At 67.5% G+C, this 20,403-nt stretch carries 19 protein-coding genes; 10 read left to right on the top strand and 9 right to left on the bottom strand.

All coding sequences use genetic code 11. The features are described 5' to 3' along the window. Positions 1 to 7: 7 nt before the first annotated feature. Entirely contained in the window at positions 8 to 1,492 is a 1,485-nt protein-coding gene (locus tag FXN61_RS09250; RefSeq protein WP_167972243.1) for an aldehyde dehydrogenase family protein, read from the bottom strand. An 82-nt stretch (positions 1,493 to 1,574) separates the two neighbouring features. On the opposite strand from FXN61_RS09250, the gene FXN61_RS09255 reads away from it, so the two are divergent. The 5 genes from FXN61_RS09255 to FXN61_RS09265 all read left to right on the top strand — a co-directional run bounded on the left by FXN61_RS09255 (position 1,575) and on the right by FXN61_RS09265 (position 9,587). Then, positions 1,575 to 2,492, top strand: coding sequence for a LysR family transcriptional regulator (locus FXN61_RS09255; protein ID WP_167972245.1), 918 nt, complete (start codon positions 1,575 to 1,577; stop codon positions 2,490 to 2,492). A gap of 224 nt (positions 2,493 to 2,716) precedes the next feature. Next, a complete protein-coding gene (locus FXN61_RS51735; RefSeq protein ID WP_246291116.1) occupies positions 2,717 to 4,456 on the top strand; it encodes a hypothetical protein in 1,740 nt (579 codons plus the stop codon). Next, complete coding sequence (locus FXN61_RS51740; RefSeq protein WP_312877610.1) at positions 4,411 to 5,835, top strand: PA14 domain-containing protein; 1,425 nt, start codon at positions 4,411 to 4,413, stop codon at positions 5,833 to 5,835. Before FXN61_RS51735 ends, FXN61_RS51740 begins: the two co-directional genes overlap by 46 nt. A 239-nt stretch (positions 5,836 to 6,074) precedes the next feature. Then, positions 6,075 to 8,753, top strand: coding sequence for a PA14 domain-containing protein (locus FXN61_RS51745; RefSeq protein ID WP_246291147.1), 2,679 nt, complete (start codon positions 6,075 to 6,077; stop codon positions 8,751 to 8,753). A gap of 45 nt (positions 8,754 to 8,798) precedes the next feature. Further along, entirely contained in the window at positions 8,799 to 9,587 is a 789-nt protein-coding gene (locus FXN61_RS09265; protein WP_167972247.1) for a HEAT repeat domain-containing protein, read from the top strand. On the opposite strand, the gene FXN61_RS09270 is transcribed toward FXN61_RS09265, so the two are convergent. The 6 genes from FXN61_RS09270 to FXN61_RS09290 all read right to left on the bottom strand — a co-directional run bounded on the left by FXN61_RS09270 (position 9,588) and on the right by FXN61_RS09290 (position 14,191). After that, complete coding sequence (locus FXN61_RS09270; protein ID WP_167972249.1) at positions 9,588 to 10,073, bottom strand: DinB family protein; 486 nt, start codon at positions 10,071 to 10,073, stop codon at positions 9,588 to 9,590. After that, positions 10,070 to 10,240, bottom strand: a complete 171-nt coding sequence (locus FXN61_RS09275) for a DUF397 domain-containing protein (RefSeq protein ID WP_167972251.1) — start codon at positions 10,238 to 10,240, stop codon at positions 10,070 to 10,072. Before FXN61_RS09275 ends, FXN61_RS09270 begins: the two co-directional genes overlap by 4 nt. A gap of 13 nt (positions 10,241 to 10,253) precedes the next feature. Beyond that, positions 10,254 to 11,087: a helix-turn-helix domain-containing protein gene (locus tag FXN61_RS09280; RefSeq protein WP_167972253.1), complete on the bottom strand. Its 834-nt coding sequence runs from the start codon at positions 11,085 to 11,087 to the stop codon at positions 10,254 to 10,256. A 110-nt stretch (positions 11,088 to 11,197) separates the two neighbouring features. Further along, on the bottom strand, positions 11,198 to 12,400 hold the full coding sequence (locus tag FXN61_RS09285) for a glycosyltransferase family 39 protein (RefSeq protein ID WP_312877611.1): 1,203 nt from the start codon (positions 12,398 to 12,400) through the stop codon (positions 11,198 to 11,200). Then, on the bottom strand, positions 12,367 to 12,576 hold the full coding sequence (locus FXN61_RS51750; RefSeq protein WP_246291120.1) for a hypothetical protein: 210 nt from the start codon (positions 12,574 to 12,576) through the stop codon (positions 12,367 to 12,369). The genes FXN61_RS09285 and FXN61_RS51750 overlap by 34 nt, the downstream gene beginning before the upstream one ends. Before the next feature lie 28 nt (positions 12,577 to 12,604). After that, positions 12,605 to 14,191: a thiamine pyrophosphate-binding protein gene (locus FXN61_RS09290; RefSeq protein ID WP_167972255.1), complete on the bottom strand. Its 1,587-nt coding sequence runs from the start codon at positions 14,189 to 14,191 to the stop codon at positions 12,605 to 12,607. A gap of 554 nt (positions 14,192 to 14,745) precedes the next feature. Between FXN61_RS09290 and FXN61_RS09295 the strand changes: the two genes are divergently transcribed. The 4 genes from FXN61_RS09295 (at position 14,746) to FXN61_RS09310 (ending at position 17,370) form a co-directional block, all read left to right on the top strand. Then, complete coding sequence (locus FXN61_RS09295; protein WP_167972273.1) at positions 14,746 to 15,102, top strand: PLDc N-terminal domain-containing protein; 357 nt, start codon at positions 14,746 to 14,748, stop codon at positions 15,100 to 15,102. Between the two features lie 56 nt (positions 15,103 to 15,158). Further along, entirely contained in the window at positions 15,159 to 15,701 is a 543-nt protein-coding gene (locus tag FXN61_RS09300; RefSeq protein ID WP_167972257.1) for a signal protein, read from the top strand. Between the two features lie 196 nt (positions 15,702 to 15,897). Continuing rightward, on the top strand, positions 15,898 to 16,716 hold the full coding sequence (locus tag FXN61_RS09305; RefSeq protein ID WP_167972259.1) for a hypothetical protein: 819 nt from the start codon (positions 15,898 to 15,900) through the stop codon (positions 16,714 to 16,716). 42 nt (positions 16,717 to 16,758) lie between these two features. After that, positions 16,759 to 17,370, top strand: coding sequence for an ANTAR domain-containing response regulator (locus FXN61_RS09310; protein WP_167972261.1), 612 nt, complete (start codon positions 16,759 to 16,761; stop codon positions 17,368 to 17,370). Here FXN61_RS09310 and FXN61_RS09315 read toward each other — a convergent pair. Both FXN61_RS09315 and FXN61_RS09320 read right to left on the bottom strand, forming a co-directional pair. Beyond that, entirely contained in the window at positions 17,351 to 17,716 is a 366-nt protein-coding gene (locus tag FXN61_RS09315) for a hypothetical protein (RefSeq protein ID WP_167972263.1), read from the bottom strand. The two genes, FXN61_RS09310 and FXN61_RS09315, sit on opposite strands and share 20 nt — an antisense overlap. Then, positions 17,674 to 18,984, bottom strand: a complete 1,311-nt coding sequence (locus tag FXN61_RS09320) for a hypothetical protein (protein WP_167972265.1) — start codon at positions 18,982 to 18,984, stop codon at positions 17,674 to 17,676. The genes FXN61_RS09315 and FXN61_RS09320 overlap by 43 nt, the downstream gene beginning before the upstream one ends. 225 nt (positions 18,985 to 19,209) lie before the next feature. Between FXN61_RS09320 and FXN61_RS09325 the strand changes: the two genes are divergently transcribed. Beyond that, positions 19,210 to 20,325: a branched-chain amino acid ABC transporter substrate-binding protein gene (locus FXN61_RS09325; protein ID WP_167972267.1), complete on the top strand. Its 1,116-nt coding sequence runs from the start codon at positions 19,210 to 19,212 to the stop codon at positions 20,323 to 20,325. Positions 20,326 to 20,403: the final 78 nt, after the last annotated feature.

Consider the following 20,403-nt stretch of genomic DNA (forward strand, 5'->3'; position numbering starts at 1 on the left):
TGGCAGCTCAGCCGAGCCGGAAGTCAAGGTTCGCCCCGATCTCGAGCGTGTCCATCTGCGCCTTCTGCAGCTTCCCTGAGTAGTCCCAGTTCATGGACTGCCAGCGGGTGAACTGATCGAGCACCCACACGCCCGACTGCCGGGAGCCGTTGCCGCTCTTGCCGTTGCCGCCGAACGGCAGGTGCGCTTCGGCCCCGGACGTCGAGTTGTTGACGCTCACCATTCCGGCGGAGATGCCGGCGCGGAACCGGAAAGCCTTGTTCGGGTCCGTGGTGTAGATCGAGCACGACAGGCCGTAGCCCGGCTTGTTGCCCAGCTCGATCGCCTCGTCCAGGTCCGAGTACTTCATGACGCCGACGATCGGGCCGAACGTCTCCTGAAGGAACAGCTCGTCGTCGGAGCGCACACCGGAAACGATCGCGGGGTGGTAGAAGAAGCCGTTCTCACCAGTGAAGCCGTTGCGGGGGCTGGCAGCCGTGATGCGGCCGGTCGGGCCGTGCACCTCGTGGTGCTCGCCGATCCAGCCGAGGTACTTCTCGTACGCCAGTGCGAACTTCTCGTCCAGCAACGGTCCATAGAGGACATCACCGGTCGGGTCGCCGACGACGGCGCCGGACGCGGCCTCGACGAACCGGGAGAGGAACTCGTCGTACACCGACTCGTGCACGATCGCCGTGCCGAGCGAGGTGCACCGCTGGCCCGCGGAGCCGAAGCCGGCGAACAACGCGCCCTGCACGGCCAGGTCCAGGTCGGCGTCCTCGGTGACGACCATCGGGTTCTTGCCGCCCAGTTCCAGGCACGGCGTCTGCAGGTGGCGGCCGCACAGCTCGCCGATCCGCACGCCGACCTCGCTGGACCCGGTGAACCCGACCTTGTCGACGAGGCCGTTCTGCAACGCCTGCTCCAGGCCGTTGAACGTCTCCGAGCCTTCGGCGAAGACGATCTCAAACACGCCGGCAGGGATGCCGGCGGCCTGGAACACGTCGTAGAAGGCCTGGGCGGACGCGGCGGAGTACTCGGCGGGCTTCCACACGACCGAGTTGCCGCACAGCAGCGCCGGGATGATGTACCAGGACGGCACGGCGACCGGGAAGTTGCCGGCGGTGATGATCGCCGCGACGCCGACGGGGTTGCGGAACGTGAAGAGCTGCTTGTCCGGCATCTCCGACGGCACCGTCTGCCCGTAGAGGCGCCTGCCCTCGCCGACGAAGAAGTTGCAGGTGTCCACGATCTCCTGCACCTCGCCGCGTGCCTCCGCGATCGGCTTGCCGATCTCGCGGGTCACCAGCTGGGCGAGCGGCTCGAAGTTCGCCTCGACGAGCCTGCCGATGTTGCCGATGACCTGTCCACGCACGGGCGCGGGCACGCGCGCCCACGTGCGCTGCGCCGCTTTCGCCCGCTGAGCTGCGTCGACGAAGGTGCGGCTGGTCCCGAGCTCGATCTCGGTGACCACGTCGGAGGTGTTCGACGGGTTCGTGGAGACATAGGGCATGCATCCCACCCTGGTAGTTACCCGGTGGTTCCGCCAGGGGTTGCAGAATGAAACCTCGCGACGTCGAGCATAAGCTGGCCTGGTGCTCAACCCGGTCCATCTCCGCACGCTCGTCGAGGTCGTGAAGACGGGTTCGTTCGCCGAGGCAGCCCGCCGCCTCGGCTACACGTCGTCGGCCGTGTCCCAGCAGATCTCGGCGTTCGAACGCGCCGTCGGCGTCACGCTCTTCGAACGTGAGGCGCACTCGATCAGGCCGGCCAGCGCCGCTCTGCTGATAGCCGACCGCGGTGGCGAGTTGCTCGCGGCGTTCGACGGCTTCGAGCACGAGGTGAAGGCGATGGTGCAGGGCCTGCGCGGCCGCCTGCGGATCGGCACGTTCCCCACGGCGAGCTCGCGGGTGGTGCCGAAGGCGTTGGCGAAACTGTCGGCGGACCTGCCGGACGCCGAGATCCGCCTGGACGAGGCCGAGCCGGAGGACGTGCTGCCGCTCGTGCTGACCGGTGAGCTCGACCTCGCGCTCGTCTACGTCTACGACCTCGTCCCGCGGACGTGGCCGGAAGAACTGACGGTGCTGCCGTTGCTGGACGAGTCCCTTCTGGTCATGGTTCCGGCCGATCACCCGGCCGCGAAGAGCAACGTCAAACTCGAGGATCTCAAGGACGAACGCTGGATCGCGTCCCGCGATGGCACTTCTGGAGCCACCTGCCTCACGCGATTGTGCGCCGCAGCGGGATTCGCCCCGAGAATTGCTTTCCGCAGCAACGACTACGAGGTTGTGCAGTCGCTCGTGGCGGCAGGCGTCGGCGTCGCCCTGGTGCCCGCGCTCGGCTTCAGGGCGCTGCCCGGCGCACACGCCATGCCGTTGCGCAGCAAGCCTTTGCGCAGGCACGTGCACGTCGTCCACCGCACGGCGAACACGAACCCGTTGCTGCGCGACGCTGTTAACGCTCTCAAGGACGTCTGCCAGAACGCCGTGGGCGGCTATCTGCATCAGCCATGAGCATGAGTTGAGCCGAATGGCTCATTGTCTTCGTATGTCCGAGTTAGGCATGCTCAGCGCGTCAACTGGGGTCGGGTGAGCAGCGGAAGCTCACCCGCTGACAACACTCTTCCTGGGGGAAGACGAATATGACGCGTCGCATTGCGGCGCGGTTGTCTCGTGCTCGAAGAGCACGAGCGATCGCTGCTGCGCTCGTTGCAACACTCACGTTCTCCGTTGCGGAGGTGCCCGCGTTCGCGGCGCCTCCCGCCAAGCCCGCGGCGATCAGTCCGGGTGAGGTTCCGGCGCTCAAGAGCGCCGAGCTCAAGCAGCCGCCGATCCAGCCCGCGGATCCCAAAGCGGACTTCACGCCGCTGATGGGGAGCGGTCAGAGCAGCAGTTTCGACCCGCAGAAGTCCAAAGTGGTCTCCAGTTCGACGTTCGTCGACGAGTACGAGAACCCGGACGGCACCAGGACGATCAAGCAGTCCACCGAGCCGCGCAACGTCAAAGACGCGCTGGGCAACTGGCGTGCGGTCGACCCGACGCTGGTCGCGGACACGCCGACCCGGCGCGTCAAGGCCAAGCAGCACCCGCTGAAGCCGTCGCTCGCGCAGAACGCGGACGATCCGGCACTGGTCACCGTGGAGTTCGAGGGCCACAAGGTCTCGCTGTCGCCCGAACGTCCTGCGAAGGACCGCAAGGCCAAGGTCGAGGACAAGACGGCGGAGTACTCCGACGTCAGCCCGGACACGGACCTGACGTACGAGGTCACGCCGGGGTCGGTGAAGGAGACCATCAAGCTCAAGAAGGCGCCGTCCACCAACAAGTGGCGGTTCACCCTCAAGAGCGGCGCGCTGACGCCGACCGTGACGGAGCAGGGCACGGTCGAGCTGCGCGACGCGAACGGCGCCCCGAAGATCGTCATGCCGCCGATCGAGACGTGGGACTCGGCCGGCGACGGTGAGAACACGCCGCCCGGCAGGACCGGCGGCACGTACACGGTCGAGAAGTCCGGAAAGGACTGGACGCTCACCGTCGCGGTGGACGAGGCGTGGCTGAAGGACTCGAAGCGCGTCTACCCGGTGAGCGTCGACCCGACGTTCACCTACGGCGTCGCGTACGCCGAGTCGTACAAGTCGGACGGTTACTGGTGCACCAACTGCGGTGTGAAGTTCGGCAACGCGCTGGACAACGGTGACAAGTACTGGCGCAACGCGATCCGCTTCAACTACGAGAACCTATACGGCAAGCGGATCGTCGGCGCGAAGCTCGACATCTCGAACCTGCGCTCGCCGCAGAGCCCGGACAAGACTTGGCCTGCGAACCTCTACCACGCCTCGGCGATGAACTTCAACGGACTCGGCGGTCACCTGGCCACCGGGCTCGTGGGGCAGGTCGGCACGCTGAGCGGCGAGAGCCTGAGGGCGTTCCTGCAGCACATCGCGGACATCCGGCACATGGCCACGTTCATGCTCACCGGCCACGAAGCCGCAGGCGTGTGGACCTACAAGAACGTCAGCGCCACGCTGACCGTCGACACGGGTTCCGCGCCGCCCGCACCGGCGCTGGTCGGCCCGGCCGACCACAGCGTCATCACCGGCACCACGCCGACTCTCCAGGTCAGCCCGGTCAGCGACCCCGACGGCGACGCGGTCAAGTACTGCTTCACCGTCGCCACCGGTACGGACGCGAAGTCCGGTGTCGTCGTGGACTCCGGCTGCCTCGACACTCCCACGTGGACGGTTCCATCCGGCGTCCTGCAGGACGGTGTCGCCTACACGTGGCAGGCCAAGGCGACCAGCGGTGCCACTTCGGTGATCCCGAGCGCGGTGTTCCACCTGAAGGTCGACCAGCGCATCGGTGAGCGCGGCCCGGCGCCGGCGACGACGTCGGCCCGATCTCGGTCAACGCCGCCAACGGCAACGTCACCACCACTGTGGAGGGTCCGACCTTCAACACAGTCGGTGGCGAGACCGGCCTGAAGATGACGTACAACTCGCAGCAGCAGGAGCAGAAGGGGCTCAAGGCCTCCTACTTCCCCGACCTGTCGCACAACGGCGAGATCAGCCCGCAGCAGGAACCGGTGCTCGTGCGCACCGAGCCTCAGGTCAACGTCGACTGGGGCTTGGGTTCGCCGTTCGCTCCCGCGTTGCCGCAGGACTATTTCGTCGCGCGCTGGGAGGGCTACTTCCAGGCGCCGGAGACCGGCACGTACCAGTTCGCCGGTGTGCACGACGACCGGCTGCGGGTGTGGGTCAACGGGAACTCGGTCTACGACCAGGGTTGCTGCAGTGACGTGAACTGGGGTGTGGCGGGCAACGTCTCCCTGACCGCCGGTCAGCGCGTGCCGATCAAGGTCGAGCTCGCCGAGGTGACCCACAGCGCGTTCCTGCGGCTGTTCGTCCGCACCACGGAGGGCAACGTCAAGGCCCAGGTCGTGCCCGCCGACTGGCTGCACTCCTCGGATCTGCCGGTGCTGCCGAAGGGCTGGACCCTGTCCGCGGACCTGGACGGCACCGGCACGACCTTCACCGAGGCCAAGGTCACCGACCAGAACGTCGTGCTGACCGACGGCACGGGCGCGAAGCACACGTGGACCAAGAAGAGCACCGGCGGGTACACGCCGCCCGACGGTGAGGAAGGCGTGCTCGCGCTGGACAGTGCGGGTCGCATCACGCTGACCTACGGCTCCGAGGTGTTCGTCTTCAACGCCCAGGGCAAGCTGGTGTCGCAGACTGGCGCGATCGACTCGCGCAAGCCTGCCACGCTCCAGTACGTCTACGACGGCGCGCCGTCGCGGCTGAAGGAGATCAAGGACCCGGTCTCGGGCCGTTCGCAGCGCCTGCACTACAACCGGCCTGGCGACGACTGCTACGGCGGCACGACGCCTCCGGCGCACGTGGACCCGTTGCCGCCGGCGCAGATGCTGTGCCGGATCGTGTACTGGGACGGCAGCCAGTCCAAGCTGTTCTACTCGCGCGGCCAGTTGTCCCGGTTCGAGGACCCGGGCCAGGAGATCACCGACTTCGGGTTCAACACCTACGGTCTGCTGGACAACCTGCGTGACAGCAGGGCGATCGACTGGGTGAGCGCTGACTGCGCCAACCGCTGCAACACCGACCACTCGAACTACATGGTCCACTACTGGGACGTCACGGCGACGAAGCCTTGGTGCGTCAGATCTTCGAGCCGAAGACGAGCGCAGAAGAACGCGGGCACCACGCGTACCGGTACGAGCCGGCGCAGAAGACGTCCTATGTGGACGCTGCGGGGATCAACCCGATCGGCGGGTTCTACCGCAAGTTCGTCTATGACGACGCTTTCCGCCTGTTGTCCACGACGGACGCCACCGGCAAGGTGACGTCGCAGACGTGGAACGTCAAGGACCTGCAGCTCAGTTCCACCGACGCGGCAGGCCGGATGTCGACCACGGTGTACGACGCGCAGGACCGCCCGACGGACCAGTACGGCCCGGCTTCGCCGTCGTGCTTCAACGGCCAGCTCCCCAAGCCGGAGTGCGCCGCGACCGTGCCGCACCAGAAGACGGGTTACGACGAGGGCATCAACGGTCTCGCCGTGTCCTTCTACGACAACAAGGACATGGTCGGTGCGCCGAAGGTGTACCAGACCGGTCTGGCCGCGGACGGCGCGTTCGCTCGCGACTGGGGCACCAACGCCCCTGCCACGGGCGTCCCGGTCGACTCGTTCTCGTTGCGCGCCACGGGCGACATCGTGTTCCCGGAGGCGGGCAGCTACAAGCTCCGCGTCCTGGCCAACGACGGCATCCGGGTGTGGATCGACGACGCGATCGTGATGGACGACTGGATCAACACCACCGAGAAGTGGCGTGAGGCCACGGTCACCAGCCCGTCGGCCGGTGCGGTGAAGAAGATCCGCATCGAGTACTACGAGGACGTCAACCTGTCTCGGCTCGAGCTGCACTGGACCACTCCGGGTGGCACCCAGCAGATCGTGCCGGCGACGAGCCTCAAGCCGAAGTACGCGCTGACCACGTCCAAGCGCAAGCTCCAGTCGCACGGCTACGGCGACCTCGTCGAGTCGCACAAGTTCGGCGAGAACGGCCTGGACGCGGCGTTCGGTCAGGTCACGAGCACCACGATCAGCGGCGTCGAGACCAAGTTCTCCTACGAGGCCGCCGGTTCCGGCTACCTGCGCAAGACCGGCAAGACCATGCCGAACGGTGCCCAGACCACCTACCAGCACTACGGCGACACCGAGACGCGGGACAACCCGTGCACCGCGGAGGTCGAGGCGGTCAACCAGGGCGGTCTGCCCAAGCTCACCAGGATGCCCGCCGCGTCGGACGGGACGGCACGCGAGGACGAGCGCATCGTCGACGCGTCCGGCCGCCCGGTCGCCGAGGGTGGCCCTGGCAGGTGGACCTGCACCAGGTACGACGCGCGTGACCGCACCGTCGAGGTGAAGTTCCCGGGCAACGCCGCTCAGGGCGAGCGCGTCGTCACCACCAACCACGCGGTGAACGGCGACCCGCTCGTGTCGAGCGTGACGGACCACAACGGCACCGTCACCACCAAGGTCGACCTGCTCGGTCGCACGGTCGAGTACACCGACGTGCACGGTGTGCGCACCGAGACCAAGTACGACCGCGCCGGGCGTGCCACGTCGGAGAAGGTGAACCTGCCCCTGAACCCGGTGCAGGCCATCACCTACACCCACGACGACGAGGGCAGGCCGACGAGCGTGTCGCTCGACGGCACCCTGCTGGCCACGCCGTCCTACGACGCGGCCGGTGAGCTGAAGTCGGTCGTCTACGCCAACGGCACCTCGCTCGCGGCGGTCGGCAAGGACAACGCCGGCGACATCACGTCCGTCACCTGGAAGACCAAGGCGGGCGCCGAGATCGCGTCGACCGTGACGCGCATCCGCGGTGGCCGGATCATCGACGAGTCACTGGGCGGGTTCGACGCCAACCCCGGCGGCGCGAACTACCTCTACGACGCGGTGGGCAGGATGACCGAGGCGTGGGTGAAGGGCCACGTCTACAAGTACGACTTCACCACCGCCGCCACCGGTTGCCCTGCTGGTTCGGTGGGCAACGCCGGCCTGAACAGCAACCGCCTGCGGCTGCTGGACCAGACGTCGGCGGGCACGGCGGAGACGGGTTACTGCTACGACTCCGCTGACCGGCTCCTCGGCACGGTCGGTGCGAACGCGGCGTCGAACGTCAAGTACGACGCCAAGGGCAACACGACCGAGTACACCGTCAACGGCTCCACCACACACCTCACCTGGGACGGGGCGGAACGCAACATCGGTGCCCGTTCGGTCGGAGCGGACCCGGCGGCGGTCGCGTACCAGCGCGACTCGACCAACCGGATCATCCGTCGCAGCACGGAACAGGGCGACCAGCAGACGGTCGCGCTGTACGGCTACACCGCCGACGGCGACACCGCGGACATCGTGCTCGGCGAGGACAAGAAGCTGTTGTCCCGCACGATCTCGCTGCCCGGTGGCGTGCTGCTGACGATCAGCGGCGACGACGGGGCCACCCGCTCGTACGACCACCCGACCGTGCGCGGCGACCTCGCCCTCACCACGGACGCGGCGGGCAACCAGGTCGGCGAGCTGCGGCACTACACGCCGTTCGGTGAGCCGCTGGCCGCCAACGGCGCGGTCGACGCGGACGCGGTGCCGGACAACCAGCCGGGCCAGATGGACTTCGGCTGGCTCGGGCAGCACCAGCGGCACTACGAACACGCCGGTGCGCTGTCCCTGGTGCAGATGGGTGCCCGTCCGTACAGCCCGCTGCTGGGCAGGTTCCTGTCGGTCGACCCGGTCGAGGGCGGGTCCGCCAACGACTACGACTACGTCAACGGCGACCCGGTCAACGTCACGGACATCGACGGCAGGTGCCCGCCGTGCCTCTTCCTCGGGGTGGTGGGACTTCGCGTCGGTGTGCCGATCCTCGCGAGGTTCGCCGTCAGGGCCGCGGTCCGCTTCGTGCCCCGCGTGGTGGGTGCCATGTCGCGCGGGATCAACAGGGCGGCGGCGTGGCTGGCTCCGCGCATCTACTCCGCGAAGAAGTTCGTGTACAACACCGTGCGGAACGGCTTCACGCGCCTGTCGGGCTGGTGGAAGACCCATGGCATTTTCCGGGTCCACGGTGCGGCGCGGGCGGCCATCGGCGGGTACAAGGCCGGAAACAAGCTCGGCCTGCCGGAAGCGGGGAAGGTCGGTCTGGCCGCTGCCGGTTTCCTGGGCGGTCTGCTCCGGTTCAAGTTCCGCCGCCGAAGGTGACGTGGTGGTCTTGACAGCAGGCACCGCTAGCGAAGGAGAACGGTGATGGGCAGCACGACGTCGGACGCCAACGAACAGCAGGCGCTCGACCGGATCGCCTCCTCCACCTCGGAGGAGGACTGGCGCGAGGCCGCCGTCGTGCTGTCCAGCGGTTCGGGAGCCGAGGTCGACCACGAGTTGCTGGCGATGTTCCACACCGCCCTCGACCGTGGCGAGGACTCCCGCGCCGAACTGGTCAGCAGGATCCTGGCCGAGCGTGATCCCGACAGGGACCCCTCCTACGCCGAAAGGCTGCTCCCCGAGCCCGTCGCCGAGCCCGGTCGCGGCGAACGGCTTGCGGAGTGGCTGGTGGGAGAGATCCCGCCGGGGGCGGAGGAATGGGGCTTCACGCGCCTCCGCCGGCTGGAACCGGTCAAGCACTACGCCGGCCAGCTTCGCGACGGCGCGTCCACGGCCAGGTTGCTGGCGGCGGGGAACCTGGGTGACACGGCGGACGCGGACGCGTTCGACGTGCTGCTCCCCGCCCTGTCCGACCGGAGCAGGAACGTCCGCTTCGCCGCCGTGCAGTCAGTGCGGCGGCTGGCAGAGGCGGGCTTCGCGGAGGAGTACTCCGGGCACGCCGTCCGGCAACGGCTCGCCGAGCTGCTGTCGGAGGACGACCGCCTGGTGCGCGTCGCCGCCGCGCGAACGCTGTTCCTGTTCGGCGACGAGGCTCTGGTCGCCGAAGCGCTCAGCCGGACGACCTGGTCGCAGCGCAAGCTGAAGCGCGAGCTCGAAGCGGTTCTGCGCGGCGACGTCCCGCCGCTGCCGAAGATGTGGATCGGCGAACGCTAGCTATTCGCCGGTCTGCCCGTCCGCGAGCTCGCGGAGCAGATCCAGATGGCCCACGTGGCGCGCGGTTTCCTGCGCCACGTGGGCCAGGATCCACCGCACGGTGCGCTCGCCGTCCGCTGCCGTCGCGTCGGCATCGAGTTTCTTCAGCGCCTCGGCATTCGTCCATTCCTCGCGGTAGGCCTGGATGAGCGACTCCGGGGTGTCGTCGTCGGTCAGGTCCCACGACGGGTCCGGGCTGCCCTCCCACAACGACGGCAGGTCGAGGCCCGCGCCCGCGATGCACAGCCAGTACCGCTCCACGGCGACGAGGTGCTTGAGCACGCCGAGTGCGGTCAGCTTCGGGGACGTGGAGATCGGGGCCGCCGCGGCTTGGTCGCGGGTCAGTCCGTCGACCTTCACCACGGCGGTCTTGCGGAGGAAGTCCAGGAACTCCCAGGCGAGTACGCCTTCGTCCGTGGCGAGGTTGGTGGGCCAGGTTCGGGTCACCGAGCGAGTTTGTCAGCCTTGGTGGCGGCGAGGAACGCGGACCAGGCACTCGTTCCGATCGCCAGGTGGGCAACAGGAGACTTGCTGTCCCGGACGCCGACGCCGCGACCGACCTCGACGCAGTCAGAGGTGTCGGCGCTGTAGCTGCTCTTCCGCCACTCAGTCATCTTTCGCGGCTCCTCACGAGGCGATTTTGGCGATCAACCCCTTCGATTGTTCCTCATCCAGGGCCACACGATCGAGCGCCTTCACGACCTTCAGGTACGCGTCGACGGATTCCTTGTCGTCCAGGAACAAGCCGTAGCTCTCGGCGTCCGTGTAGACGACCGGTTCGTGCTTGGCGAACCTCATGAACGTGAAGGACCCGTTCAGTCCCGGATGAGCGCCCAGCGATGTCTCCACGACCCGAAAAGCCAGGTACGGCCGCACCGACAGGTCGAGCAGGTGATGAAGCTGGTCGGACATCACCTCAGGGCCGCCCACCGGTAGACGGAGCGCCTGCTCGTGGATGAAGAAGGTCATCTTGCAGCGCCGCTTGAGCAGTTGCGCCTGACGCTCGGCGCGAACCGCTACACGTGCATCGGATTCCTTGTTCGGCACGTTGGGGGAAGTGCCGATCGTGGCGCGATAGTAGTCGGGTAGCTGAACCTGGCCGGGAATGAGGTTGATGCTCCATCGAGTGAGCTCGGTGGTGGCTGCCTCGTGCTCAGAGAGTGTCCGCAAGCGGATCGGTGGCGTAGCGCCGTGAAGCTGCAGCCAGCCAGGTCGCTGAGTCTCGCGGAACAGTGTCAGCAGGTGCTCGGACTCCTCGATCGGAGTTCGGCACACGCCCAGCAGGCGGACGAGGTCGTGCTCGGTGATGCCGCCCTTGCCGTTGAGCAGGTCGGACAGCTTCGCCGGATCCCAGCCCGCGAGTTCTGCGGCGCGGCGTCCGGTGAGGCCTGCTTTGCGGAGGGCTTCGCGCACGCCCGCGCCGAACTCCCGTCCGCGCACCGTGGAATCTCTCTTTGGCATGAAAAGAAGCTAGAGCCAGTTGCTCATTGATTCCAACAGGTTCGGCCAAATTCAGCCGAAGGGGCGTCGGTGTTGGAAGTGCTCCAATGTCCTAAGTGGTCAGTAGCGCTTCAGTAGTAGTGGCGCAGCCTCGGCCAGATGTCTTCCCATGTTCCCGTTGGTGCCGTGCACGCCCATATCTCCGTGCCGTCTTCTTCGTTCTCGATGACGTTGTTGTGCTGGGCAACGCGCTTGCACCCGTCGAACGGCAGTGTGCCGAAGCCGACGAGCAGGACCTTCTTGTTCAACGTCTGGGGCGGTCCCCAGTCGTAGTAGGACATGTGGCCGGAGTACACGGGGATCTGCGTGTGGGCCTCGATCGCGCCCGCCTGGCCGTAGTTGCGGGTGATCACGATGGGGCGGTCGTTCTGCAGCCACGCCTTTTCGACGGTGTCGGCGAACTCCTGCCAGCCGACCTGTTCGCCCTGTTCTGGGTTGATGGCGAGGACCGGTGCGAGGGCGCTCGGCGGCAGGATCGGCAGCGATCCGATCACGGCGGGCACGACGCTCAGCGCCACGAGCACGCCGCCGATCACCTTGCGGCGCAACAACCATTCCTGAGTCTGGCGTGCACCTGCGGCCATCAGCACCAGCAACAGCGGCACCGCGTAGTACGGCTTACCGCCCGCCACCAAACACAGCACGCACAGGATCGGATAGGCCAAAGCCAGCGAGCGGAAGGTCTTGTCGCGCCACAGGTTCCGGAAGCCGACCACCCACACCGGCACCAGGAACGGCGAGAGCATGACCAGCTGCATGGGGACGAACATGATCCGGTTCTCGGCGCCGTCGTCCTCGCTGATGCCGCGCGCCACCGTGAGCAACGGGAAGTCGTGCATCGCCTGCCACGCCAGCACGGGCGCGGCGATCACCAGGCTCAGCGCCGCGCCTGCGGGGAGCCACCAGGTGCGCAGGACGTCGCGCGGGCCGATGGCGATCAGCGCGATCGCCATGGCTGCCAACAGCAACAGCAGCAGCCACTTGTTGGCGAGGCCCACGCCGACGGTCGCGCCGAGGGCCAGCCACCAGCGTCCGTCCTTGGTCTTCAACAGCTTCACTGCGAAGTACCCGATGAGCACCCAGACCAACAGGTCGACGGTGGCCGTGGACAGCATGTGGCTCACCGCGAGCACGAACGTCGACGTCGCCGACGCGGCGGCCGCGAAGACCGCGCCACCGCCGAGTTCCTTGGCGATCAGGGCGACCACGACGGTGATGGCGAGCGCGAGAACGGTGGCGATCACGCGGAGGCCGACCGGGGTTTCGCCGAACACCTCCGTGCTGAGGCGGGCGAGATCGGCGTGATCGGCGGCTGGTCCACGTAGCCCCAGGCGGGGTGTTTTCCCGCCGCCATGAAGTACAGCTCGTCCCGGTGAAACCCGTACCGTCCCGACAACGCGGTCAGCACCACTGCCTGCACAGCGAGCACGATCCCCAGCCCACGTCTCATGGCGGGACGGTACCGGGCGGGTTCGTGATCAAGTGGCGTTTTTGCGGTACCACCGGGGTGAGGTGTTGATCGGCGGCTTGAGGCTCGCGTTCACCACGATCATGGTGGGGCCCACGGCGCCGGCCAACGCGTCCTTGAGCCCGTCGAAGCCTTCGAGGGTGACCGCCGGGATGCCGAAGCTCTCCGCGAGCTTCGCGAAGTCGGGCCTGGTCAGGTCAACCCCGCTGATGGTGTGGTTCGCGACCTGCTGGTCGTACCGGAGCATTCCGTAGCCGCCGTCGTCGACGAGCACGATCGTGAGCGGGAGACCTTCTTGCCTGAGCGTCGCGAGATCCCCGCAGGCGAACAGGAAACCGCCGTCACCGACCACCGCGATCGTCCGGTGCTCGACGGCCGCGCCGATCGCCGCGGGGAACCCGAACCCGAGCGTGCCCCAGCCGACCGGGTACGCGAGGCCTCGTTCCTTGGTGACGTGGTGGAAGCCGCCGATCCAGTAGCCGGGGATGCACATGTCGGCGACGATCGTGGCGTCGGAGCCTTCGAGCGCCTTCAGCAGCTTCACGGCTTCCGGGGAGTCCGCTTCGGCCAGCGCCCGCACTTCGGCGTTGACCGCGTCGACGTCGACGACTGCTTCCTTCTCGCTCACCTTGGTCGCGAGGGCCGCGGTGACGGTGGCGGCGTCGCCTTCGATCGTGACGTCCGCGGGGTAGTTCTTGTTCGCCTCCGCCTTGTCGATGTTGATGGCCACCAGGGAACGCGGCTTCGGCTGCAACCAGTTCTGCGTCATCATGCCGTCGAAGTCCGTGCCGATCGCGATCACGAGATCGGCGTCGTCCCACAGCTTCCCGACGGGCGGCGCGTGCACCGGCCCTCGCACGACAAGAGGGCTGTCGGTCAGCCCACGCGCGCCGTACGTGGTGACGATCGGCGCCTGCAACTTGGCCGCCAACGCTCCCACGGCAGCTCCGGCACCTGATCGAGCCGCGCCACCGCCGGCCCAGATCAGGGGCCTCGATGCCTGGGCGATGAGCTCCTCGGCTTCGGCGAGGTCCGGGACGACGTGTGCCTCTTCGATCTTCGACGAAGTGTGGCGGGGAACCTCGGCGGACAAGAAGTCCGTTGGCACACCGAGATAAACGGGCCCGTGCGGGCTTTGGACGGCCTGCTGGACCGCCTTGTCGGTGTACGCGCCCAGCTCCTGTGCGGACGGCACGTCGAAGGCGGCCTTGGTGACCGGCCCGAACATGGCTTTCTGATCACGCGTCTCGTGCAGCACGCCCCGGTAGACCCCGGGCTGCCGCAACGTGCTGGGGATGTCCGTGGCGATCACCAGCACCGGGCTGCCCGACGCCCACGCCTCGCCGGTGGCGCCGAGCGTGTTCGCCGCACCGGGACCGGTCGTCACCACCGCGACGCCGAGCTTGCCCGTGGCCCGTGCGTAGCCGTCCGCCGCGTAGACCGCCGTCTGCTCGTGCCGCACCCCGATCATGCGGATACCAGGGTGCTTCCGCAGTGCCTCCCAGATGGCGAGGTTGTGCACGCCGGGCAGGCCGAACACGACCTCGACGCCGTGCGCGGCCAGCACTTCCAGCACACTCTCTGCACCCCTTGGCATGCGAGCGACGCTAAGGCCTGCTTACCGCCTCGACAACGGGTCCGCAGCAGGTCTGGCGCTCAGCCTCACCTGCGCCACGGCTCATGTGAACGTTCCGGTACTCGGCGTTGGAACGACTTGGCGGAAAGTGTTCGTTGTTCGATCGGGCTGCACACGGAATCGAGGAAGTTGAATCCGGGCCGGCGCCGCGGCGTGAGCCGAATTCGGCCTCGGCGCCGGGGCCATTTCACCCTCTGGGGTGAATTGGTTGCGCGGGTCGGCCCATGGCGGCGGACCTGTTCAGCTGAGCGCGCGAACTGGTGGTTGGTGTTCGCCGCCGTCTGTGGCTAGGCTAATTCCACCTCAGGTATCACTCGGGCCACCAGGGGCGTGGCAGGTTTGCGCCCATTTCGAAAAGGTGGAATGAAACAAGCGTTTTAAGGCGAAGTGACAACCCTTGCTCGCCGGGGATTCGCGACTACGCGAAATGCTCCGCAGATGATTGACGACTGAACCATGTTCATGGCGTGTCCCTTGTGCCACGATGTGCGCGACCGCACGACCTGGGGGTGGAGATGCTGTACTTCGGTGGGCTGTTCGGAGTGGTGATGTTGTGTCTGACGATCTTCGCCGTCGTGGACGTGATCACGACCGACGAAGGCTCAGTTCGCAATCTGCCGAAGATGTTGTGGCTTCTCCTGGTCTTGCTGTTCCCGTTGGTGGGCTCGATCGCGTGGTTCGTGGCGGGTCGTCCGGTGGTGGGGACCGGACGCGCGCGCCGTGGTGCATACGAACGCGAAGCTTCTGATTTTCCCGAGTACAACCGGCCGGGGCGGTTCTCGGCCACCAATCCTGACGACGACGAGGAGTTCCTGCGCCGCTGCCGTGAGCGCGCGGAGGAACAACGACGCAAGGGACGCGAGAACCAGTGAGGAAAGTCCTGCTGTTCTTAGTTGTTCTGCTCGCCGGCTGCGGCGGTAACGCGCAAATGGCGGCCCCACCCACCGCTCCCCAAACGTCCACTTCGGACAAACTGGCGCCGGGCGAGTTCCAGGCTCGCTGGTGGACGTGGGCTTCCCAGCCCGCCAACAGCAACCCCGTGTCCGACACCTCCGGGCGGTTCTGCATGCGCGACCAGCCCGTCGAGGTCTGGCTGCTCGCCGGGTCCCTCAGCGAAGAGCCCGTCGTGCGGCAGTGCCGGGTCCCCGCCGACAAGCCGCTTCTCGCTCCCGTTGTGAACCTCGCCAGCGACGTCGCGGGCTGCGAGAGGTTCATGAAGGGCGCCCAGGGCGAGGTGCTGCTGGACGGCTCCACGCAGGCGCTGACGAGGGTGTCGGCCACGCCGTTCACCTACGAGGCGCGCGCGGGCAACCCGTTCGGCAGCCAGGTCGGCAGGATCAACTCGGTCGGCTGCGGCCTGTACGCCTGGATCAACCCACCGCCGTCCGGTGAGCACGAGCTGGTGATCCGCGGTTCCGCCGACGGCAAGAGCGTCGACGTCAAGTACAAGCTGATCGTGGGCGCCGACTAAAACCAGATGCGCGGTTCGGTAACGTGGTCAGTGGCGTCCGAGCAGACGTGAGGCTGGAGCCGCTCCCCGGCAGTGAGCGGCACTCTCCGCCGCAGTGTTCAGCAACTCCTGCTCACCGAAGCGAACCGACCACGTAGACGCGTGCACATGCGTCCTTGTCGTGCCGAGCCGGGCGGCGGAAACGAGGACTGCTGTCATGGCACGTCTGTCCAACACGGACCAGCTCGCCGATCTGCGGCGCATCTACACGGGCGAGAACCTGTCTCAGGCGGTCCCGGCCGTCCGCGGCGGGGATCCGCTGCCCGATGCGACCACGCAGGCCCAGCGGCAACTGGAAGCGAAAGTGCTGATCGCGGGCTGCACCGCGGCCAGCGTGCTCCAGCTGATGCCGCCCGCGAGCATCATCAGGCCCGCCCACGCGTTCCGGACGGTGGAACCGGGGGAGAGCCTCAAGCTGCACCTGAGCGACAGGGCCCTCGGGCCGTTGCTGTTCGAGCTGCTTCCACGCACCGAGGCCGGCTTCGGCATGGGCGTCGCGGGCCTCACGCACCAGCAGCACCGGCGGTCGGCGGAGCTGACCACCGGTGACGCCTCGGTCGTCCTCGTCGGCGTCGACGAGAAAGCATGGGACCTCGGCATGCGGTACGTGCGCTGGATGCACGAGTTCCGCGGCGTCGAGTACGCCGGCGGCGGCGGCAACGACGAGGAAACGCCGAAAGCGGCCACTGGGAGCGCTCTACTTCGCCGGGTACACCTGTGGCATGACGCGAGCTGGCTGCGAGCACTTCCGATGGGCGAGGCCTGGTTCGTCGAATGGGCCGGTGGCCCGGCAGAGGCGGAGATCCGCGAACGGCTCGGGCGCCCGGACTTCGGCACCACCCGCGAAATCACGCTCCGCCGCATCGACGCGCCGACCCAGGACGTCGAGGAAGGCATGCGGACCTATCCGTGGCCCGAGGAGTTCGTGTCTGCCGTCACGGCCGCCGAGCCCGATCAGGAGCCTGACCGCCGGTAGACTGCGCTTTCGCCCGCAGGAACGATCGTCAGGAGGACCCCGGTGACCCAGCAGGCTGCCGAGGCCCAAGCCGAAGCCACGCGCAAGGCCCCTCGCGTGCTCGTCGCCGAGGATGAGGCTTTGATCCGTCTCGACCTGGTGGAGATGTTGCGCGAAGAGGGCTACGAGGTGGCGGGCGAGGCCGCTGATGGTGAAGAGGCCATCAAGCTCGCGAACGAGCTCAACCCCGACCTGGTGATCCTGGACGTGAAGATGCCCAAGGTCGACGGGATCGAGGCCGCCCAGCAGATCGCGGGCAACCGGATCGCGCCGGTCGTGATCCTCACCGCGTTCAGCCAGCGCGACCTGGTCGAACGCGCCCGTGACGCGGGCGCGATGGCCTACCTGGTCAAGCCGTTCGCCAAGCGGGACCTGGTGCCCGCGATCGAGCTGGCGATCAGCCGGTTCAGCGAGCTGGCCGCGCTCGAGCAGGAGGTCGCCGGGCTCACCGAGCGCCTGGAGACGCGCAAGGTCGTGGAACGGGCCAAGGGCATTCTCATGACCAAGCAGGGTCTGAGTGAGCCGGAGGCGTTCCGGTGGGTGCAGCGCACCGCCATGGACCGCCGCACGACGATGAAGGCCGTCGCAGAGGCCGTCATCGAGAACTTCGGCTGAGTTCGAGCCACACGGAGTCCGTCTGCGCCTCGGGGTTCTCGGGGCGCAGGCGGATTTCGACGTTGTGGCTGCCTTTGAGCGAGATCTGCACCTCGTGCCGGCCGCCGACACCACCGGGCATCGGCATCGTCGCCACGTGACCGCTGTCGACGTACACCTCGAAGCCCGCCAGCGGCGCCACTGACCGCGCGGAAGCGGCGTCGAGGGTGATCGCCAGCGTCGCCTCGTTCGGGGTTACACGGGTGAACTCAGCGGTCATCACGGGCAGAACGGGCGCGGGCTCGTCCGGTGCGTTCCCGAGCTTCACCGGCGACTGCCCCGGCACCTCCATGTAGCTCTCCAGCACCTGAGACTGCCAAGCACACAGGGACGTAGCAGACAGCTCAGCGCGTCCGGCCCGGCAGAGCCGAGCAGCTCGGCGGGCACGTCCCCGGTCACGGTCAGCTCGCTGCCCTCCGCCGCGGACCAGCCGCTCACCACCGGCCGCAACGGCAACCGCGCCGAACCGAGCTGCGCGACCAGGCCGTTCGGGTCGCCGCCGTCGCCGATCCGCACCGTTGCCCGTAATCGCGCTGAAGGAGCCCCACGCAACGGTGCACGCGCCACACCGATGCCCGGCGCCTCCTCATCTGGCTCCAGCACTCGCAATGTTCCGGCCACGATCGGGGTCTCGATCACCTCGGGCATCGGCTGAAGCGGTCCGGTGATGCCGACCGCGTCGATCTCGACCCGTCCCGGAAAGCTCGGCGGCGGAGTCACGCCGATCAGCACGCTCGCCTCGCGCCACTGAGGCACGACGGGCGAAGTGGCGATCTGCGCGCCGTCCTGCAGAACGCGCACACCGCCGCGTGTCAGTACTACTTCGAACCGATGCAGAACGCCCGCACCGCGCGTGCCGGGTGAAACGGAGTCGTCCACCACCACGCGAACCGCATCGGCGGGAGGTACGGGTCCGAGGCGGTCGGGGGTTCCAGGAACGAGGTCGAGCACGAGCTTCCCGTGTGGCCCGGCCGCGTCCGTCACGACGACCACCCGGCCCAGTTCGTCCGCATCGTTCAGCTGCAGAAGCGTCCGTGCGCGCAGCACCGCCGCGTCGTTGCCGCACGGCATGTCGATCACCAGACGACCGCCGGAGCCGGAGCCGGGGTTCACGCAACCGCGGCGTCCGCTCAGGTGGTAGCGGCGCTCCAGGAACGTGTCGTCGAAGTCGTCGAGCCATCCGTTGACGGCGCGGCGCCACCCGTCGTCACCAGGGCGCTCCTCGGCCCTGACCGGCAGCGATCGCTGGCCGAACCCGTCCACGGCCCGCACGTCGGGCCGCCCGGAAGCCGCAACCTCCGGCGACGCGACGAGCCTGCCGTTGACCTCGTACCCCGACACGCCGGGCACGGGCGTCCAGTGGACCCTGCCGTCGCTGCTCCAGACGGTGGACGGTGGCTCGGGCGCAGCCGATTGAGACGGCAGTGTGATGAAATCTGTCGTGTACCGCGTCAGTCGAACAGGCTCTGAGCTGGGCCTTTCCGGCGTGTCGTCGGCCTGCCGCAGCACCAGTACCGCTGCGATGAGCACGGCGGTGGCTCCCACAGCTGCGATCACCCGACGACGCGGAGTCATACGGCCAGGTTATGGCAGCCGTCCAAAGAGTGAACGAAGGTTACGGTATGTGACATTGCTTAAGTGAAACATAACGCCGCGTTGCGTTATGGTCACGAGCCCATTGGCTGTGATGACTGCGGTCACAGTCATCGCCTAGGTTCCGGCCATCCCTCAGGAGAGGGTGATGGAGCGGTGCGCGGAGAACTCGCGTCGCCGGGAGCAGGGATAGAGGAGGGACATCACGTGCGTAAGCACTCTGTGAAGTCCGCTGCGATTGTCGGCGCCACGCTGCTTGTCGTCGCAGCCTGTGGCACGAACAAACAAGAAGGCGGCACCGCGGGGGGCGACTGCGACACGTCGAAGGGCACTCTGACCGTCGGTGTAGTCGCCCCGCTGTCCGGGAACCTGTCCGCTCTTGGCATCGGCATCAAGCAGTCCGCCGAGCTCGCCGTGGACGAGGCGAACAAGAAGTGCACGGTGAAGGGCTACAAGCTGGCCGTCTCCGCGCAGGACGACGAGGCCAACCCCGCCAAGGGAGCCCAGGCCGCCACCAAGCTGGCGACCGACCCGAACGTCGTCGGTGTCGTCGGCACGCTGAACTCGTCTGTTGCGCAGACCGTGCAGCCGATCCTGCGGGACAAGAAGATCCCCCAGGTGTCGCCAGCGAACACCAACCCGTCGCTGACCAGGGGCAATGACTTCCTGACCGCCCCGAAGCGCCAGTTCGACAACTACTTCCGCGTCTGTGCCACCGACGACCTGCAGGGCCCGTACGCGGCCAACTACCTCGTCGAGAAGGCCGGCAAGAAGAAGATCGCCATCGTCACCGACGGCAAGACCTACGGTGCGGGCCTCGCGGCCGAGCTGTCGAAGCAGGTCTCCAAGAAGGGCGGCACGATCGTCGGCCAGGAGACGGTCGGCGAGAAGGACACCGACTTCTCCGGTGTCATCGCCAAGATCAAGGCACTCGCCCCTGAGGCCGTCTACTACGGCGGTGAGTACCCCGCCGCGGGTCCGCTGTCCAAGCAGATGGCGTCCGCCGGCCTGAACGTTCCGCTGATGGGCGGCGACGGCATCTTCGACGGCAAGTACATCGAGCTGGGCGGTAAGGAAGGCGACCTCGCCACCTCCGTTGGCGCGCCGACCGAGTCGCTGGCCACGGCCAAGGCGTTCGTCGACGCGTACAAGGCGAAGTTCGGCAAGGAGGACTACGCCGCCTACGGTGCGTTCTCCTACGACGCCGCGAACGCCATCATCGGTTCGCTGGCCAAGACCGTCGACGGCGCTGCCTGGGACGAGTCGAAGCGCGACTCGATGCTGACCAACGTCGGCTCCTTCGGTCCACGTCGGCGTTGTTGACCTGCGAGTTCAGATCGGCGTTGATCTGTCCGCCGAGCTTCTTCGTGATACCGGTCAGGAAGATCTCGGCCAGGTCGT

The organism is Lentzea indica (genome assembly GCF_012184385.1).
GTDB classification, from domain to species: domain Bacteria; phylum Actinomycetota; class Actinomycetes; order Mycobacteriales; family Pseudonocardiaceae; genus Lentzea; species Lentzea indica.

Coding starts and splice junctions, on each gene's coding strand:
- FXN61_RS09290 (WP_167972255.1), bottom strand. CDS start 14,191: ATGCCAAGGGGTGCAGAGAGTGTGCTGGAAGTGCTGGCCGCGCACGGC.
- FXN61_RS09320 (WP_167972265.1), bottom strand. CDS start 18,984: ATGACTCCGCGTCGTCGGGTGATCGCAGCTGTGGGAGCCACCGCCGTG.
- FXN61_RS09300 (WP_167972257.1), top strand. CDS start 15,159: ATGGCGGCCCCACCCACCGCTCCCCAAACGTCCACTTCGGACAAACTG.
- FXN61_RS09265 (WP_167972247.1), top strand. CDS start 8,799: ATGGGCAGCACGACGTCGGACGCCAACGAACAGCAGGCGCTCGACCGG.
- FXN61_RS09250 (WP_167972243.1), bottom strand. CDS start 1,492: ATGCCCTATGTCTCCACGAACCCGTCGAACACCTCCGACGTGGTCACC.
- FXN61_RS51745 (WP_246291147.1), top strand. CDS start 6,075: ATGGTCGGTGCGCCGAAGGTGTACCAGACCGGTCTGGCCGCGGACGGC.
- FXN61_RS09280 (WP_167972253.1), bottom strand. CDS start 11,087: ATGCCAAAGAGAGATTCCACGGTGCGCGGACGGGAGTTCGGCGCGGGC.
- FXN61_RS09275 (WP_167972251.1), bottom strand. CDS start 10,240: ATGACTGAGTGGCGGAAGAGCAGCTACAGCGCCGACACCTCTGACTGC.
- FXN61_RS51750 (WP_246291120.1), bottom strand. CDS start 12,576: ATGAGACGTGGGCTGGGGATCGTGCTCGCTGTGCAGGCAGTGGTGCTG.
- FXN61_RS09305 (WP_167972259.1), top strand. CDS start 15,898: ATGGCACGTCTGTCCAACACGGACCAGCTCGCCGATCTGCGGCGCATC.
- FXN61_RS09295 (WP_167972273.1), top strand. CDS start 14,746: ATGCTGTACTTCGGTGGGCTGTTCGGAGTGGTGATGTTGTGTCTGACG.